21 protein-coding genes are annotated in these 18255 nt (G+C 34.0%); 11 read left to right on the plus strand and 10 right to left on the minus strand.

Features of this window, described 5'->3' with window-relative positions:
* Window positions 1–76: 76 nt before the first annotated feature.
* On the minus strand, window positions 77–577 hold the full coding sequence (locus tag EDF66_RS24405; protein WP_132845763.1) for a DUF6169 family protein: 501 nt from the start codon (window positions 575–577) through the stop codon (window positions 77–79).
* On the minus strand, window positions 561–710 hold the full coding sequence (locus EDF66_RS26185) for a hypothetical protein (RefSeq protein ID WP_153197979.1): 150 nt from the start codon (window positions 708–710) through the stop codon (window positions 561–563). Before EDF66_RS26185 ends, EDF66_RS24405 begins: the two co-directional genes overlap by 17 nt.
* Window positions 711–1250: 540 nt before the next feature.
* On the opposite strand from EDF66_RS26185, the gene EDF66_RS24410 reads away from it, so the two are divergent.
* From EDF66_RS24410 to EDF66_RS24425, 5 genes are all read left to right on the plus strand, one after another.
* The gene (locus EDF66_RS24410) at window positions 1251–2345 is read left to right on the plus strand and encodes a Fic family protein (RefSeq protein ID WP_021187895.1); all 1095 of its coding nucleotides are present in this window, start codon (window positions 1251–1253) and stop codon (window positions 2343–2345) included.
* Window positions 2346–2614: 269 nt separating this feature from the next.
* Window positions 2615–2824 carry a heavy metal-binding domain-containing protein gene (locus EDF66_RS26655; protein ID WP_132845765.1) on the plus strand — a complete coding sequence of 70 codons (210 nt, stop codon included), beginning with the start codon at window positions 2615–2617 and terminating at the stop codon, window positions 2822–2824.
* Complete coding sequence (locus EDF66_RS24420; protein ID WP_165902515.1) at window positions 2754–3137, plus strand: hypothetical protein; 384 nt, start codon at window positions 2754–2756, stop codon at window positions 3135–3137. Before EDF66_RS26655 ends, EDF66_RS24420 begins: the two co-directional genes overlap by 71 nt.
* On the plus strand, window positions 3134–3310 hold the full coding sequence (locus tag EDF66_RS26190; RefSeq protein WP_165902516.1) for a hypothetical protein: 177 nt from the start codon (window positions 3134–3136) through the stop codon (window positions 3308–3310). The genes EDF66_RS24420 and EDF66_RS26190 overlap by 4 nt, the downstream gene beginning before the upstream one ends.
* 290 nt (window positions 3311–3600) lie before the next feature.
* Window positions 3601–4647 carry a hypothetical protein gene (locus EDF66_RS24425; RefSeq protein ID WP_132845769.1) on the plus strand — a complete coding sequence of 349 codons (1047 nt, stop codon included), beginning with the start codon at window positions 3601–3603 and terminating at the stop codon, window positions 4645–4647.
* 228 nt (window positions 4648–4875) lie between these two features.
* Here the strand turns inward: EDF66_RS24425 and EDF66_RS24430 are convergent, their stop codons facing one another.
* Entirely contained in the window at window positions 4876–6006 is a 1131-nt protein-coding gene (locus EDF66_RS24430; RefSeq protein WP_132845771.1) for a TlpA family protein disulfide reductase, read from the minus strand.
* A 412-nt stretch (window positions 6007–6418) separates the two neighbouring features.
* On the opposite strand from EDF66_RS24430, the gene EDF66_RS24435 reads away from it, so the two are divergent.
* The 3 genes from EDF66_RS24435 (at window position 6419) to EDF66_RS24445 (ending at window position 8477) form a co-directional block, all read left to right on the plus strand.
* The gene (locus EDF66_RS24435) at window positions 6419–6868 is read left to right on the plus strand and encodes a nuclear transport factor 2 family protein (protein WP_132845773.1); all 450 of its coding nucleotides are present in this window, start codon (window positions 6419–6421) and stop codon (window positions 6866–6868) included.
* Between the two features lie 218 nt (window positions 6869–7086).
* A complete protein-coding gene (locus EDF66_RS24440; RefSeq protein WP_243656133.1) occupies window positions 7087–8001 on the plus strand; it encodes an Rpn family recombination-promoting nuclease/putative transposase in 915 nt (304 codons plus the stop codon).
* 146 nt (window positions 8002–8147) lie between these two features.
* Window positions 8148–8477 (plus strand): heavy metal-binding domain-containing protein, encoded by a 330-nt coding sequence (locus EDF66_RS24445; protein ID WP_132845776.1) that lies wholly within the window; start codon window positions 8148–8150, stop codon window positions 8475–8477.
* On the opposite strand, the gene EDF66_RS24450 is transcribed toward EDF66_RS24445, so the two are convergent.
* Entirely contained in the window at window positions 8474–9295 is an 822-nt protein-coding gene (locus tag EDF66_RS24450) for a hypothetical protein (protein WP_132845778.1), read from the minus strand. The two genes, EDF66_RS24445 and EDF66_RS24450, sit on opposite strands and share 4 nt — an antisense overlap.
* 670 nt (window positions 9296–9965) lie before the next feature.
* Here EDF66_RS24450 and EDF66_RS24455 point away from each other — a divergent pair.
* Window positions 9966–10253 (plus strand): hypothetical protein, encoded by a 288-nt coding sequence (locus EDF66_RS24455; protein WP_132845780.1) that lies wholly within the window; start codon window positions 9966–9968, stop codon window positions 10251–10253.
* Between the two features lie 52 nt (window positions 10254–10305).
* On the opposite strand, the gene EDF66_RS24460 is transcribed toward EDF66_RS24455, so the two are convergent.
* The 3 genes from EDF66_RS24460 to EDF66_RS24470 form a co-directional block, all read right to left on the minus strand.
* Window positions 10306–11112, minus strand: a complete 807-nt coding sequence (locus EDF66_RS24460) for a hypothetical protein (protein WP_132845782.1) — start codon at window positions 11110–11112, stop codon at window positions 10306–10308.
* A 185-nt stretch (window positions 11113–11297) separates the two neighbouring features.
* Window positions 11298–12092 (minus strand): DUF2711 family protein, encoded by a 795-nt coding sequence (locus tag EDF66_RS24465; RefSeq protein ID WP_132845784.1) that lies wholly within the window; start codon window positions 12090–12092, stop codon window positions 11298–11300.
* Between the two features lie 78 nt (window positions 12093–12170).
* A complete protein-coding gene (locus EDF66_RS24470) occupies window positions 12171–12845 on the minus strand; it encodes an SMI1/KNR4 family protein (RefSeq protein WP_132845786.1) in 675 nt (224 codons plus the stop codon).
* Window positions 12846–13091: 246 nt separating this feature from the next.
* Between EDF66_RS24470 and EDF66_RS24475 the strand changes: the two genes are divergently transcribed.
* Entirely contained in the window at window positions 13092–14048 is a 957-nt protein-coding gene (locus EDF66_RS24475; protein WP_132845787.1) for a CorA family divalent cation transporter, read from the plus strand.
* A 128-nt stretch (window positions 14049–14176) separates the two neighbouring features.
* On the opposite strand, the gene EDF66_RS24480 is transcribed toward EDF66_RS24475, so the two are convergent.
* From EDF66_RS24480 to EDF66_RS24490, 3 genes are all read right to left on the minus strand, one after another.
* Complete coding sequence (locus tag EDF66_RS24480) at window positions 14177–15931, minus strand: CocE/NonD family hydrolase (protein ID WP_132845789.1); 1755 nt, start codon at window positions 15929–15931, stop codon at window positions 14177–14179.
* A 132-nt stretch (window positions 15932–16063) separates the two neighbouring features.
* Complete coding sequence (locus EDF66_RS24485) at window positions 16064–16708, minus strand: Crp/Fnr family transcriptional regulator (RefSeq protein ID WP_132845790.1); 645 nt, start codon at window positions 16706–16708, stop codon at window positions 16064–16066.
* 251 nt (window positions 16709–16959) lie between these two features.
* A complete protein-coding gene (locus EDF66_RS24490) occupies window positions 16960–17607 on the minus strand; it encodes an NAD(P)-dependent oxidoreductase (protein WP_045755178.1) in 648 nt (215 codons plus the stop codon).
* A gap of 126 nt (window positions 17608–17733) precedes the next feature.
* Here EDF66_RS24490 and EDF66_RS24495 point away from each other — a divergent pair, with 126 nt between their 5' ends.
* Window positions 17734–18108, plus strand: a complete 375-nt coding sequence (locus EDF66_RS24495) for a winged helix-turn-helix transcriptional regulator (protein WP_045755719.1) — start codon at window positions 17734–17736, stop codon at window positions 18106–18108.
* Window positions 18109–18255: the final 147 nt, after the last annotated feature.

Consider the following 18255-nt stretch of genomic DNA (forward strand, 5'->3'; position numbering starts at 1 on the left):
TAATGAACATTCTTGTATTGTATTGATTTACTGGTTATTGATAGATTGAAAAATCCTGTAAGTCTTCGATGAAAAATTATTTTTCATCAAGCAATGCACTTGATATCTGAGTATAAATATGGATTATCTTTTTAGAATTGCTATTATCTCTATGAAACATCATCGATGTATAAAGTTTTTGGGTTTCTTGGTCCCCTAAATTGAAACTAATTATATTGTCAAGTTTTATTATAGCATGATGATATGGAGAATTTTTGTACCATCTATCAAAGATGTCATGACGCAATTTGGATTTTTTGTCATCATCAGAACAGATATATATTAACGAATTTTCAACCGCTTGGAAAAATTTTTCGACAATGTCTTCTATTGTCTTAGAAACTTTAGCATCGTAAGATTCAAGAGTTTCAGTTGCTTTTTCCACAACTAATTGGAACATGTTGGGAATGGTCTCTCCAGATATTGCTGAAAAAGTTTCATCCACCACAAACGCAACCCTGTATAAAATAGAATTTCTTGTTACAAAGTTATACGTATTTGTAATATTATCGAAAACGTAATTATAATGGTTTTGCAAACTTGATACCTTTCTTATCCAGTTCTTGAAGTGTTGTTTTACCTTTCATGTATGAACGCACAGCTTCCTTATCAGCAATCATTTGAGATACTGAAGTTATAATCACTTGCTTTTTAATTTCTTGTTTTTTCATACTATCACAAAGATAATAAAAAAAACATTAATTATCTATATTACAGCATTATGCTGTAAAAATTCTTTAAGCCAAAAGTATAAAATAACAAATAAAGCCATTCTGCCAAGAATGGCTTTATACGTTTTATCCCTTCCTTACGGCTTCCCATATTTTTTAATCAAAACGATCACCACACAAATCCCATTTCAGCAACAGCTGTTATTGGAGCCAATGCTTTGAGTGCAATCAGGAGCCAGCTTTGTTTAGTTTGCTTCGCAGATCCCTTCGGGATTCTTCGGTGGGCGCTCCCGCAGTTATGAAAACAAACTGTAAAAACTACATAGAAGCATCTTATTATTAATAAAGTAAAGGATCCAGTATCTATCTATTGTATATTATGGTGTCGTAAATATTTACTAAGTTTGTGTCAGCTGGTGGCTTTAAGGAGTATTCTATACGATTGTAATATAGCTAACTATGATGTTGTTGTACTCGTCGTGTATTAAATTTATTTTTTGATACAGAACTAGATTTAAGACTTTTATTAATTAATACGTAATGAGTAATTATACTATCCCAAATTTACCGTTAAGTGTAGATCTCGAAACAAAAATAGTTTTAAAAAAATTAGTTTCTGCTCATAAAGCTTTAGCAGAACTGAATGGAGTCTCCGAGACCATTCCTAATCAACAAATTATTATTAATACACTCGCGTTACAAGAAGCAAAAGATAGTTCTGCCATTGAAAACATTATAACTACGCAAGATGAACTTTTTAGCAGTGACGCAATTACTGATAATTTTGCTAGTCATGCAGCTAAAGAAGTTTTTAATTATGCGACAGCTTTAAAAAGTGGTTACGAATTAGTTATTAATAAAGGGCTAATAACTTCTAATAATATTATTGCCATTCAAGCTATATTGGAGGAAACGAGATCTGGTTTTAGGAAACTACCGGGCACCTCTTTAAAAAACGATCAAACTGATGAAGTCATTTATACCCCACCTCAGACTTTTATTGAAATTGAAGATTTAATGTCAAACCTTGAGAAGTTTATCAATAATGATGAACAATCAGATTTAGATGCATTGGTGAAAATGGCTATTATTCATCATCAGTTCGAAAGCATTCATCCATTTTATGATGGTAATGGTCGGACAGGTCGTATAATAAATATTCTATATTTGGTTAAGGAAAATCTTTTAAGTCTACCTATTTTATATTTAAGTAGATATATAAATCAGAACAAGGCTCAATACTATGAGTTATTGCAATATACAAGAGACTCTGGTGAATGGGAAAAGTGGATTATGTTTATGTTAGATGCTGTTGAAAAGACCTCCGTGCAAACAATTGAAATTGTTAAAGGAATCAAAGAAATAATGCAGTTTTATAAAAATAAAATTCGAAGTGAGCTCCCAAAAATTTATTCTCAAGATTTAATAAATAACTTATTTAAGCATCCTTATACTAAAATTGAGTTTTTTGTTGAGGATCTCGGTATTTCCCGTCAGACGGCTTCTCGTTATTTGGATCAATTGGTAGCGCTCAAATTGGTTTATTTACAGAAAATTGGAAAAGAAAATTTTTATATAAATATAGAGCTATATGATTTTTTAAACAAAGCAGCTCATCTTCATAAATTGATATAGGAATAGCATTTTGTGTTTTACGTGTTATAAAAAGATTAAAAATGTAACACGTGGTAATTACGTGTTATAAAAAGATTAAAAATGTAACACGTAAATTAAATAGATCATATAAAATAAACGTATAAAGCCATTCTGTCAAGAATGGCTTTATACGTTTAATACCTTCCTTACGGCTTCCCGTATTTTTTAATCAAACCGATCACCACAAAAATCCCATATCAGCAACAGCTGTTATTGTAGCCAATGCTTTGAGTGAAATATGACCTAGCTTGGTAGATATCTTCGTTGGGCGGTCCCGCAATTATGAAAACAAATTACAAGAGTTATATAAGAGCGTAGTGGAGTCTTTAAAGCAAAATGCCCGTAGCTATAGGGCAGATGCGGTTATAGGCTTCAGCGTCAATATTAATGAGATTTCGGGCAAGGGAACGCCAATCGTTTATGATCACCGCTATCGTTACTCCTGTATTGCTCAATGAAATTAAACATATACAAGCAGAAGCGGTAGGTGGAGATATCGATGGATCAGTTATTAAGAACAAAGTCAAAGCAAGCTTGATTATAGAACGCAATACCGGTATCTATACCATGGACAATGCTACTGCCGAGTTTATAGCCACATCGCGATTGACCGAATTTGTACCCCTGCTATTCAAAGCGATGAATGAAGCAGGGGAGGATCAGGTATTTATAGACCGTCAAGCCACGCTCTTTCGTTATTTTGATTTCCTCGACAAAGATCAGGTTAAGAAACTGTTAGCAGGATCTTTATTGGCAAAAAGACAGCATTGAAGCTGCTTCCCTTAGACAAAGACTGGTATTCCCTTCAAGGTATTGCCTATTTACAGACATTTAAAGGAGAGGGCTTGGTACAGCTATTTCCAGAAGTAGTTACCGTTAAAGAATCAAAGGATTCTATTACTTTTTCAACATCAAAGAATGAGCTGGATATGGAATTACAATGAAGTTATCTGGTATTGATGGTGGCAGAAATTTCTTTTATTTGTATATTTGATAAACGTTTAGAAGTTTCAATACTATGCTCGTAAACCAAACAATTATAACCGACATCAAAACCATAATTGCACAGTCAAAAGATAAAGCGATCAGTAGATTTTGAAAAGATGTACACAGATTGTCTATCTCGGGCTTTTAAAACAGTATTCATCATGCACCATGATCGTTACCAATACTATCTACCGCATTGTTGAATTTGAAAATATAGATAACATTACAATATAGAATTTTAAGGAATATGATGAAATCCACATTATTAGTAATAAAACTAGTTGTTTTATTATGTTTTTTTGGTTGTAAAAAATCGACAAACTCGGAGGAAAATGAAAGTCAAGATCCTCAATATGATGTTTTTATTGCAGGAACGGAAACTAACGGTTCAAATACTTTTGTTCAATTATGGAAAAATGGTCAATATACTAATCTTACAGATGGGAAATCAGTCGCAACCGTGAGCGATATGTATGTATCGGGGAAAGATGTTTATTTAGTTGGTTATATATGGCGCAACAATAAAAATTTAGTGGCAGCCTTATGGAAAAATAATGAATTAATTGAATTAACAGACGGAAAATATTCTTCTCGGGCAAATTCAGTTTGGATAGATGGCAACGATGTATATATCGTGGGATACGAAGGATCACCTAATGGAGATATTGCCAAATTATGGAAAAACGGCATTGCATCAAATCTGTTGGATAAGTCGAAAGAAGGACAAGCTAATTCCATTTTTATCAAACAGAAAGATATATATGTAGGAGGTACATATTATGATATAGGCGATAGAGGTGGGTTTATATGGAAAAATGGTGTTGTGACAGATTTAGGTAAAGAAAACATATATGAATCAAATTCCATAAAAAAGATATTTGTAACTGACGGTGCTGTGTATGCTGTAGGATGGCGGGCTTTTGGTCAAGTTACTAATGCAACTGTTTGGAAAGATGGTGTTGTGACACTATTTGACAAGGATATAGAATCTAGTTTTGCAAGTTCAATTTACGTTAAGGGGGATGATGTATATGTCGTAGGACAATCTAGTGCCTCTGATAACAGTAAAGCAGTTCTATGGAAAAATGGCGTAAAGACAATCTTATCTCAGGATGATATGCAGGCCAGTGCAATAGATATTAAGATTATCAATAATGATGTTTTTATTACAGGTTTTGAAATGCCTAAAAAAGGGACAATCAGTGTTATGTTATGGAAGAATAATACACCCTTTAAGATTTCCAATAGTAACAAATATGCCGTAGGTAATAGTATTTTTGTCTCAAAGAGATAATTTTAATTGAATAACTTGAAAAACTGAAATAAATCAAATAGATCATATAGATAAACATCTAAAGCCATTCTGCCAAGAATGGCTTTATTTCTTTTATACCATCCTTACGGCTTCCCGTATTTATTAACCAAAGCGATGCTTTATTTTCGGGTTTTTAAAAACAGTATTCATCATAAACCATGATTGTTACTAGAACTGTCCAAGACGAGATTGTTGAGTTATTGTTATTTACTTCGTTAAAAGTTTTTCTAAGGTTGCCATCAATTGCTCTCCTTTCAGTCCTTTTGCAACAATGACACCATTTGGATCTAGTAAGTAGTTTTCAGGAATAGCAGTAATTAAAAATCTCTTAGCAACTTCATTATTAAATCCTTTTAGATCAGAAAGCTGAGTCCAGGTTAAACCATCATCATGAATTGCTTTTAACCAAGATTTTCTCTCCTTATCAAGCGAAACTCCCACAATTTCGAAACCTTTTGACTTAAATGTCTCATACGCTTTAATCAAATAGGGGTTTTCTGCTCGACATGGCCCACACCAAGATGCCCAGAAGTCGACGAAGACGTACTTGCCACGAAAACTAGACAATTTTATGAAGTTCGATGCGGTATCCGGCTGCTCAAAATCTGGTAGTACCTGACCGATCTGACTCATTTCGTTACCGGAGATTTTAGAATAGATTTCTTTCCCTAAATAGGTCGAAGTAAGTGATTCAGGATAACTCGAGATCCATTTCTTTACTTGTTGAATTTCAAAAATTTTAGTTATTAATTTTTTATTAATCAAATATAATCCATAATAGTTTTTAGGTTCACTTACAATAAAAGTATTTGTAATGCTATCATAAACCGCTAATGATTCATCATTGTTTAATTCAGATCCCTTTTGTTTCTTACGAGAATCTAGCGCCTCGGACCATTTCTTTTTATAAATTTTATCAAGACTATCTAAGACCGAATTTCTAAGTTCATAGCGGTCCGATCTTGAAGCCAGTCCATGTAAACCTTTTATTAACCATCCGCTGTTACCTTTTAATAATATCGTTTTGCCTGGCTCTACCCAAAAAGAATAGACAATAAAATCTCCTATGATTCTATCGTTGTAAATATTGGGCACGCTTAAATAAAAAATTGTTGGTTCAGGAATTGTAGCCTGATATATAAAACTGCTATTTTTATCCAGTGTTATTGTATCATGCATTATTTTATTGCCATTTGCATATCTTATAAAGTAGGTTGCATTAGGTACGGTATCAATGACAGCTTTTAATACAAACTGATCTTTTGACTGCGCAGACAAATTTGTAATACCGGAAAAGGTAAATGTTAAGAGGAGAGAAATTCGAATAGCTTTTATCATTTATTTGTGGTTTAAAATTAGGGTAAATTGACCAAAAAGGGTGACTGTCAGTAATTTTACGTTTAATTCTATTTGAAGTTAATAATTTTGATTGATATATTTCATTTTTAAGCTATCATTTAGGTTGAAAAGCTTATTTATTGTTAAATATTATAAAAGCATTAATTCTGAAAATAAACATTCAGACATATTGAGCGTGCTCATACTGAGTATTTGTCATGTATTGCTAACATAATCTACAAAAATTGAATAGCAAGGTAGTTTGTTTAGGACCGTCACAACTTCACCTAGCTATTTCCCTCATTCACCGAGTTTTTAGTTGGTTTAATCTAATTGCCATAGAGTAGGGACGATTTACACACTACTTTTGAATCAACAAATAAGAACTAACAAACTATAAAATAAAGACATTATGAGAACTTTAGCAAAAACATTCGCAGCAGCAGCCTTGATCGCAGTTTCTACTTTCACTATGGCAGCAGGCAATCCAGAAGTATCAAACCCTAAAAAGGCAGTAGTTAATTTATCTACAGCAGATTTAGCCATTGATCATTACGTTGCGGTTATGACAGAAGGACAATCGGCAGGAGTAGAGCAATTGTTTACATCAGATTTTAGCCAAAAAGTACAGGCATCAGAAGATAAAACCAATAGCCGTTCAGAAGTTATCAGCTTTTTGAAAAAGCAAAAAGGTGAGCAGTTGAATTGTAAAACCAGCACCTCTATCATACAGGAGTCAGCAGACTATATGATCGCCAAAGTAATGATGCAGTTTGAAGGTTTTACCAAAACCGATCTCGTGACTTTAGTCAATGACGGCGGTAACTGGAAAGTATCCCAATCGATCAATTCTTATAAGTAATCAAGTTTAATCATATAATAAGTAGAAGCCACGTCGTAAGATGTGGCTTTTTTTTGTGTCAGGAAAGCAAGACTAGGTTAACAAGTTGATGCTTTTGTTGCCAGCTAGCCGACAACAAACGACTACAGTCGACTACAAACGTTTAATAACCGGCTAATAATTTTAGTTTTTCTGATGTTTGCTTAGCAACATTAATTATTTAAGCAAAGCATATTATTATGAAAAAGACAAAAAGTAACATGGGCAAGTATGTTGGTTTTAGTGGCGACTGGAGCTTTAAATTTTATTTTGGAAGAGAAGAAAATAAGCCGATTTTAATTGGATTTTTAAATGGACTCTTCAAGGGAGAGAAAGTTATTCAAGATCTTCATTATCGGCCAGTGGAGCAGGGTGGCGATGTTGAAAATGAGCGTAAGGTTATTTTCGATCTGTATTGTACCGGTATTGATGGTGAGCATTTTATTATAGAGATGCAACAGCTTTATCAAGATTTTTTTAAAGACCGAACGGTTTTTTATACATCCAGGCTTATCAATAAACTTATACCCAGGGGCTATAAGGGAAATACATACGAACTTCCCGAAGTATATTTTATTGGTATCTTAGAGTTTGAATTAGGAGAAACTGAATCGGGAAAGTATTTTTATGATGTTGCTCTTTGTGATAAGCAGAGTAATCGTGTTTTTTATGAAAAGCTTGGTTACAAGCTCTTAGTATTACCAAATTTTAATAAGAATGAGGCTGATATAAAGACAGATATGGATATGTGGCTATATCTATTGAAAAACATGAGTAAACTTGATAAAATACCGGATTTTTTGGATAAACGGGTATTTGGTCTTATCTTTGACATAGGCGAAGTCGCAAAATTAACACCGGAGGATAAGATGGCATACGAAGCAAGTTTAAAACATAAGCGCGATGCAGAGAATACCTATTCTACTGCTCAGCGTCTTGGACATGATCGAGGTTTAAAAGAAGGTTTAAAAGAAGGCTTAAAAGAAGGTATTGCCCAAGGCCAACTTCAAAAAGCTATTGAGACAGCTTTGAAACTGAAAAAGTTGGCGTTATCAGTAGAACAAATTGCTGAGGCTACAGGCCTTACCATCGATGAGATTGAAAAGCTGAAGTAAATCAAATAAATCATATATATAAACGAATAAAGCCATTCTGTCAAGAATGGCTTTATTCGTTTAATACCATCCTTACGGCTTCCCGTATTTTTTAATCAAAGCGATGCTTTATTTTCGGACTTTTAAAACAGTATTCATCATACGCCATGATCGTTACCAGTACCAATACCATCGAGGGGAGAGAAGTCCTGCGTTATTTTGATCCCATTTCAGCAACAGCTGTTATTGGAGCCAATGCTCTTAGTGAAATTGGAGCCAGCTTCGTGGACTTTTTCGGTGGACGCTCCCGCAATTATGAAAACAAATTACAAGAGTTATATAAGAGCGTAGTGGAGTCTTTAAAGCAAAATGCTCGTAGCTATCGGGCAGATGCCGTAATAGGCTTCAGCGTCAATATTGATGAGCTCTCGGGCAAGGGAACGCAGATGTTTATGATCACCGCTATCGGCACACTTGTATTGCTTAAACATCTTTAATAGAATTCATACGTTAATTTTGGCGTCCCGTTCGTTATTTCCAATAAAATTTTTCCATCCAAAAAATCGTTCCAAGAGACCGAATAATCTTTGTTTTCAATTTCTTTAATCACATCAAACGATTCTTTACCCATTACAGGAATCGTGGGAGACGCAATATATGAGCTTGGAAGACCATAATAAAAAACTAAAAACTGTTCTAACAACTTGTAATTATAGTAATTATTATATTTTTTAAGATCCTCAATATGATTTTGAGAATATTTTTTTTCGATAATAATTTTGTTGATTTTGCCCTTATTATAAAAATAGTCTACCGTAGACACTTGCATGGTCCCTAACAACTTTCCTCCCACATATCGAATATGATTTTTATCATAAATAATTACAGAATCCTTATTTGTGAAGTAAAATCCGACATCTCCTATATCAGACAGCTTGCCAAACTGAAAGGTATAATCTTGATTGAAAATGGAAGCTCTACCGTTCATATAAACAGGTATCCATTTTGAGATATTTTCAAACTTTTGCTGTAATGAGTCCAATCCGAAACTTGGATAATCAATGTTTTTAATCTTGACAGAGCCATCTTTTAGTACAAGAAAACTAATTTTTTGTTTTTCATGAGCTTTAGGGAAAGCTTTTATAAGTTCTTTATAAAATTGATAAACGCCTATTCGAGGAGTAGGTATAAAGCTCTCATATGAATAAAATCGAATTTTTTCTTCTTCTTGACTTTTAGCAATATAGCTACATACCAATAATGAAAAAATGATAAAGTACCTAGATAAGCTATATTTGATGAAGATTGAAGACATAGATTTAGTCATTATAAGTATATAGGTTAACCGCATTAAGATACAGATAAAAACCAAATATCTATCATGGATAATAGTTGCGAATGCTTGAAAATCCATATACATCAAAAGGGCCTAATTCTCATTAGACCCTTTATCTTGGCGTTTAACTGCACAGTAATTTTTATGTTTCTTATCGTTTCCTCTTTTTTGTTTCATCATCCAAATTGTTTTCAAGCAATTGGATTTATTTACTGTACTACGTCATTTATCGTTATCCACTTTCATGCTGAAAGTATGTTTGTTATCGCTTTGTATAATAAGAACACCTGTCGAATAGAATAGTTCAAAAAAGCTTAAGATAATTTCACCTATTCATTTCCCTCATTCACCGAGTTTTTAGTTGGTTTAATCTAATTACCATAGGGTAGGGCCGATTTACATCCTACTTTTGAATCAACAATTGCTTCAGCAAGCATCAGGGTTTGAGTTGGTGGATGAGGGGCTGATGCAACTTATAAATAGAAACTAACAATAAAAATATTATGAACCATCATGAGTACATTGGTAATTAGTTGTAGACTTTATACTCATGATAGCCTTATCACCTTTAAATAACAAATTATCTAGATAAAAAACTTTAGCAAAAACATTCGCAGTAGCAGCCTTGATTTCAGTATCAACATTCACTATGGGAGCAGGTAAACTAGAGGTCTCGAACCCTAAAAAAGCAGTGGTCAGTTTATCTACAACAGATCTAGCCATTGATCATTATATTGCGGTTATGACAGATGGTCAATCAGCAGGAGTGGAGCAATTGTTTACAGAGGACTTCAGCCAGAAAGTACAGGCATCAGAAAAAACACTAAAAATTGAACACGAAAAACAGAAATTTGCATTCAAAAAAATATCCGCTATTTTAAGTAGAAATAATAACGGTCAGACTTTGGATATTCAGACCAGTAAAAACTGTTTTTGAAAGGATGCTGCATTAAGATGAAATTCATTAATTTCTTTGCATCATCTCGGTTTCAACGATGTATTATTGGATTTTCAAAGCTATTTAATGAAGAGTTGAGAACAAATGAAATAATAAGTTCTCCCTGTGGGATTTGTTGTATACCTGATTGATAGCGCACAAACTGATTTTCATACAGTTGATCCCACACAAATACCTCTGCAGCTTGTGCCGATTCTATTCTTTTAAGACTATCTAATAAGGGTTGAGGATTGATTAATGTGATCTCATATATACTTTTAATAGGTTTGCCATAATATAAAGCTATTCTCCAGCGGTTTAGTTTTGTGCTGTCCAAGTACGACAGAATTTTTTCGGAACCCGTAAAAGAATGGTTCCCTTTTTCATCCACATATACTTCTAGTTGATGTTGGTGTCTTGAATAATTTTTAAAGTCGAAATTATTTCGTTTTAGCTCAGCTACCATATTTTTAACAAATAATCCAATTCCCCCGTAGGGGCTAGGCATGTAGTTAGAATAATTTGTAAAACCCTCTGAAACTTTCTTTCCTATTGAACTGTAAACTTCTGTTGAATATAGATCCCAGTATATATGTAAGAAGTACGAATTTTTGGAGTGAAGTAGAGAGTCTTTTTTTAAAACAGTCTTTATCTTATTTAATAACAAGTCATCTGTTGGAAGACTCGGGCTCAAAATGTTAATTTCCCCATTATTCACTTTAGTAAAATGGATTGAAAATTGTTTTCCTCTCACCAATTCATCTTTTAGAACCTTACTCAGTTCATCAGTAAGCTGTTTTGATGACTGCCCGTTTGCAGAAAAGCTGAACAAAATTAAAAATAGCATTAATATTTTCATATGTAAGTAGATGCTAGGATAGGAGATATTCCATAATTTGTGGGATTCACAAAAATCGTTTCACTTATTTTAATTTACAATTAAGCCCTCTAATTAGAAGATTTGGTATCTTATTATATCTCTAAGAAAAGTAAATTTAAATAAATGAAAATAGTTGTAGGTTTTGGTTTATATCAAACATTCTTTTACATTTTATCCATATAATCCCAATGATGATCTGTCTCATCATTACATAAAAAACCCTCAAACAATTTGCTCCCTATTAATTGTTCCATTTTTTTGCTGTCTGTCGCAATAATAAAGAAAAAACTATCCCATTCCACTGTAAACAAAAGTTCAAAATCAGTAGAATATAGGTAGTAATCTTTGAAATTAATTTGCTCACAAAATTCAAATTCACTTAATTTATCGAGGTCTATACTAAAGGTCTGTTGGTAGAATTCGTCTGTTATTACAATATGAGGTTTTCTGAAAAATTGGAAAGTTCTATAAATGCTTACTTTTGATAACATATCAAAAGTGCCTTCAGTCGGATGATAGATACTTTTCTTATCAGTAAATGCATTAAGCATTTCCAAAAGGTCTGGTCTAGCATAATTTTTATTTAGCGCACCAATCGAAGTTCGTAAAGCTTTATTAAGTTCAGCATAGTCCGTCAACCCTGATCCAGTAACCACCTTGTTCCATGAGATTGCTTTGCCTTTCAAAAAAATAGTTTCATTTGAGGGATATTCATCATTTTTGTAACTATAAATTTGCCTTTTCGCTTTTGGAAGATCTTTCAAGAATTCAAATTCTTGTACAGCTTCTTCATGAGATAATAGTTTTGATTTCTTGAGACTTACCTTATTATTAGTCTGTGAATCAATTTGAAAGAATGGAATAAAAGCTATAAATGTAGCATCGTAAAACCCTTTAAAATGCTCTTTTATCTTTCCTTGATACGGATAGATGTTTTCATCCTTAAATATGTCGCTCATAAAATTCCTTTATTGCCTTATAAAATGATAATTGTAATATAGTTTTTTGTTGTTCAGCATCTTTTTGGGTTTAAAAAACTAGTATCCAACTTCTTCAAAGTTAGCTCTTTCCATTGCGATCCAGCTTTCCCAGTACTCTTTACCTGTTGCACCAGCACCCTCAGGGTCGATTTCATAGAAATCGGCAAACACTTCAAAACGTTTTCTTTTTTCAATTTCGGTCAGGAAATGTGTTAAACATGTTAGCATTTTTCTAAACGATGAAAAAATAATTTCACTCAATCCATCTAGATCGCCACCATATTCATGGTCATAAACTCTTATCGGAAAATCTTCCTTTCCGATAGCGTTTCTTGTGTCAAAGACTAATGGTCCTGCATCATTACCTTCGTTTGCAAAGGGAATAAGACCAAGAGGAATCAGCTGTTCTGCTATATACCAGTCAAGATTATCTATTATTTCCTGTAGAGGTCTACTGGGACTTGAGAAGGGTAGCCTGATGATTGAACAATCGCAGTCTTCGAAGAAATAACGTTTGTGCCATGCTATAAAGTTTTCTGGGAAAGTGATTTTAAATTGTGTTTCCACGTTTTTATAATCTTCATTAGTCAATACTCCAGGAATTAGTTTCCATTCATAGCTTCCTTCACTATTAGCCGAGACCATCATTTCTTTTGGAACATTTTCGGTGTAACCTGCCTTCATTCCCGCTCGCCAATATGCCTTAAAAAACTCTTCGATTTCGTCTATCATTGTTAATAGATAATTTTAAACAGGAAGTTTTATATGAAACTAAATATATAGAAATTTAATAATTATTCAGCTATATAAAATCTTTCTTTCTCTGAGATCAAAAACAAATCTATTTTTAAAAAGTCAGGTATGTTGCTCAAAAACAGTTTTAGAGAAATAGATCTCGTGGCAGTATTCGGCTAAATATAAAATCTACTAAAAATAGCTTATTTTTGACACTGTAAGAATGTTAAATACTATCCAATTATGATTGAGCTAATAGGTAAAGACAGTAAGAAATATAGTGTTAACAGTATACACGAAATCGTTGGTGATTTATCGGATTTTATCGTTATCCAATTTCACGATTATACTGCGACAGATATTGATTGGCTTAAGCAACAGTTTGAGCTCGATTTTGCTATCATGTCACATTTTGAAGATATTGAGATAAGTTCACATCTTTTGGAACTAGAGAATCAGATTTCCTTTCATTTTTCTATCCCTTACTATAATTCAGAAGGGAAAATGGTTGAAGAACCTGTATTTATTATTATTTCTTGCGGTAGAATATTCTTATTTACAAGTTCTACACTCGATAAATATTGGTCAGAAATTTATAGTACCAAATTGTTAGATCTTCAGAAACTGGTAAATTTCAACAAAAGCATTTTTAAGTTTCCTTTCGAATTTGTATCTGATTATTACGCTGATATTACTGAAAATCTTGCAAAGAAGATTAAAGTCTTAGCCAATAAAGTGCTAATTGAGAATGCATTTGCGGATAAGGACATGAACCTTATAACTACCTATAATTTTAACAATCTGCTTATTAAAGAAGCGGTAAACGAGGCCACCCGTATATTCAGGCTTTGTAAAAAAAGTGATTTTGGTAATACCGAATTCATCAAAGAAGTACTCGAAACAGAATTGGATGATCTTATGGTCGTTTCAGACTATATACAATTCAACCTTGAGCGACTTCGGGATCTCAGAGACCACATCAATAATAAAATTGACCTTGATCAGAATCGTATTTTTAAAATTCTGACCGTTGCAACCATCTGTATTGCATTACCAACACTTGTCGCTGGGGTTTATGGGATGAACTTTGAAGTGATGCCCGAACTGAAATGGGTATACGGTTATCCCGTAGTAATTCTGGTTATGATTCTATGTGCTATTTTACCTTATTTTTATTTCAAGAAAAAGAAATGGCTTTAATATAAGGTCCATTATTTAATCGTTAATAGGAGAGAAGTTCTTTATCACAAAATTATTTTAGAATGCTTGGCCTCAAGTAAAAAATAACGCCATTCTAGAATAAGAATGGCGTTATCCATAGTAAGCACCTATTTTAATATGGGCATTTGTAGATAGCTGGCATACCTACCTCCAGTGTGCAAGATATGGATACCCTTATTGTTGGGGATACAGCCGGGAGTTCCAGGCATAACAGAACCAATCTCATCTTTACTGCTTATCATCACCCGTAGCGTATCACCTGCGTAATAAACCATTCCGATTGGACTCAGTACGATCTCCAATGCTACAATTTCTCCTGCACCAAGTTTTTCTACCCGGTCAAAACTGTACGCAGGTACATCTTCGGTAGACAAAACGGGATCCAAATTTCTATGCGAAGCGCGCAAACGGCCATTTGGTCCTTTATAACGTAAGGCAGAAGCACCATCCTGAGTAAAATCCTGCAACGCGGCATTGCGGTTAGGAACGACAAATTCGCTCAGGACATTCCCCAATTTGTCTATTTTTTGTACCCAAACGAATACATCCATATCATCGGCATTGTCAACTTCCATAAACAGTTTAACTTTTGGATAGCCAATAAAGCTCGTTTCTTTTTCAAAAGTAGTCTGGAATGAAACCCGACATGGCAAAGCCTCAGGGAAATAACGCAACGGTAGTTCTTCTGCGTCAGCCGTTAATTGTAAAGTTCGTGTTTTACCGCTCATATAATAACGTAACATTTCCGATTCTTTGGGAGGGAAAGTTTCCGCAACTAATCCAGTTTGATTATTTCCCTGTAAGTCTAAAAGTGAATAACGTACCTTAGGTGTTTTTTCCCATCCGTTTTGTTTTCCCAGTAAGTAGTGGTCAAAGAACCTGCGAAGCTCCTCTGTAGATTCCACATCGTAATAATCAGGCCACTCCTGACTGTCGTGTATGCGTAACCATTTTTCAGTAGAACCTATGGCTCGCCAGGAGCGAAAAGTCCCCATAGTATGCAACGTATTAGAGTAGCTGGCCACAACGTACGCCGGAACTGTTATTTTAGACACGTCGGCTATTTTATCCTCCCACAGATCGCAGTTTGCTAATGGATAAGCTTCCATCTCAGCAACCATATCTTCGCGCCTTGCACCCGAAGCACTTACATGGTTTACTTGTAGACGATGGATAAAATTAGGATCAGGAATACCACCTATATACGCTAAATCGCGATATGCATCCTGCAATCCTTCAGTAGGGCTTATACAGGTCAGGTGGGGAGGTTGACCAGCAGCGATAAACCACTGTGAAAAAGCGAGGTAAGAAGTTCCCGATAAAGCAGTTTTTTGGTTACACCAATCTTGTACAGCCAACCACTCTATCAGATCATAGCAGTCCTCAGCTTCCTGAGATCCGATCATGGTGATATCCCCTTCACTCTGTGCTATTCCTCGTGCATCCGGGTTACATACCGCATATCCGTGTTGCACCCAATAAGCTGGGTCTGGTGCTTCAAATTTGGTCAGGCCCGAATTCCAGGTATTTCCCATTCCAAGCATATTGAACAAATTAATATAACGGGGAGCCGTTCCGGCACTTTTTCCGTAAGGACTCCAAGCAATGAGCACAGGAACTTTTTCAGCAGTAATAGGTAGAAAGATATCGGTATAGATCGTAATACCGTCACGCATTTTTATCGGTATATCTTTCAAATATCGAATATCACAATCAAGGGCTTTAAAGCCCGGAGCGATCTGTTCACCTTTTTTTAAAATTGTTTCTTTGGTTTCAAACGGACTTAATACGCCATGCTCGATTCCATTGTCAATGTATTCAAAAGCTGGTCTGAAAATCATTTTTTCTATTACTTTATTCATAGCTTTATTATTTTTACTGTTATGAAATGAGGTCGTTATGTATTTACGACTTTATTTCATAACAAAATTAAGGGGTTGAAAATGAACATCACTTGAATTAAGACAAGAAATGAACGGGGAAGCATAAACTTATTATTTATTTGCTTTGCGTTTTAGTTTGCTGAACCATTCAGGTGTGATTCCCATAAAACTAGCAATATCCTGTGATTGAAATCTTTTAAAAATAAATCCATATTGCATCAGAAACCATTGAAAGAAATCAATACTGGAAAGGGCGATAAGATGATTTTGAATGATGTGATGTGTCTGGAAATAATCAATCATATTCATGAAACTCGTTTTAGCTAAAAAAGGATATTTCTCGATACAATGTAAAGCAAAATCTCTTTTAAATTCTATCAATTTTGCATTTTCATTCGCTTTTATGTAGTAAGATAAATTGGAACCTTCTACGTTTTCAAAATTATTTCCGATCATCGGAAAAAGGGCTTCAGTATGAAACATCGTTGCACGATTTGCACCCTCTGGCGTTACAATAAACCGAACCAAACTGCCATCAATAATTACAAAAACCCGGTTACGCTTAGCCTGGTCCGAAAAAAGTATCTCTCCCTTTTTAAGTTCGATCAATAATGCATTTTTTTGTAATTCTTCCAGAAATTCTTCAGGAAGTTGATGTTTAAATTTCAGCCTTATTTGGTCTATAATCCCTTCAGGAAGCATATTATAATTATTAGGAAATTGATACAAAATGGTACAAATACAAATGTAATTCATATGACCATTCAAGATATCTCATTTTTTAAGATTTAACAAATTTTAGGCGCATTATCCCACTTTTACATTCATTTGGTAATTGTTTAATCCAATATATCATTCAAAGCGGAGCTGGGGCAATCAGTTAGTGCTATACATAAAAGGGAGCTAATTTTTATTATCCCCCTTTTGACTTGATATTCAAAAGTATGGTGTTTTGCCATACAGTTGTTTTTTAGGTAATTAGATTTCTAAATGTACTGTTTCATTTATTAATATGCAGCAGTAAATAGTGTTTGATTGTATTTAGGTGATTCAATTTCATCGGCTATGACTACAGCAACGTCTTCAACAGAAATGATACTTTTCCCATTTTCATTGGATATGGGATGAAGTATACCATGTCGGTATTGCCCCGTTCTTCCTGTTGTAATGCCTGGGTGCATTTCAAGTGCTGGACTAAAATATAGCCAATCAAGAGAATCTTCCTTCTTCAATATATTTAAATAATCCCTTGCCGCAAGTGCAACGGGTTTAAATATTTCAGGAAAGTCATCTGTATCCACGGCCTGCAAATTATCGGTAACATATAGGCTTCCTGCTCCACCAATAACTATATAGCGTTTCACATCCGCTAATTTTACTGCCTGTTGTATGGATGTTGAGCCCTGAATAAAATCTTCATACATAGTTGGATTATTCCACCCAGAACTGAAGGCACTCACTACAATATCATAACCTTTTATACAATCTGCTAACTCTTCTGTTTTTATGACATTTAAATTCACAAATGTCAAACTGCTATTATCTGAGTGTCTTTGGTGATTCGAGATGCCTAAGACCTCATGGTTTCGATTTATCAATTCATTCGTAATATTGCTACCTACGAATCCTGTAGCTCCTATAACTGCTATTTTCATTTTTAAATACTTTTATTGTTCTATAATGTTGTAAAGATAAAGCAGTAAGATTTACTGCATGTTATATATTACCTTTTGGTAACTAATTACTAAATGGTAACTATATTTGAATATATGTATATAAATATGGATAAAGACAGTATAGAGCTAACTGAGCATTGCAAAATGTCAATTGTTGGTATAACCGATGTTCAAGATATCATGGGTGGAAAGTGGAAATATCTGATTGTGACTACATTATTTTTCATTGGAAAGTTACGTTTTATGGATTTGAAACGCCATGTTAACAAAATTGCACCTAAAGTATTATCAAAAGAATTAAAAGACCTTGAGATGAATAATCTAGTAACAAGAACTGTATGTGCTACCAAACCTATTACTGTGGAATATGAACTCACGGAGTTGGGTAAGAGTTTAAGTACTATTATTGAAGCGATGGGAGATTGGGGAATAAAATATCGTAAATCCATTTTAGGAAAATCAGACTACATAAGTAGATAAAAGTATTAAAATCCACATCGTACAACGTGGATTTCTTTATATGTTCATCTTACAAGTTTTGGTTAACAAGTTGATGCTTTTGTTGCCAGCTAGCCGACAACAAACGACTACTATCGACTACAAACGTTTAATAACCGGCTAATAATT

The organism is Sphingobacterium sp. JUb20 (assembly GCF_004342035.1).
Taxonomy (GTDB): Bacteria; Bacteroidota; Bacteroidia; order Sphingobacteriales; family Sphingobacteriaceae; genus Sphingobacterium; species Sphingobacterium anhuiense.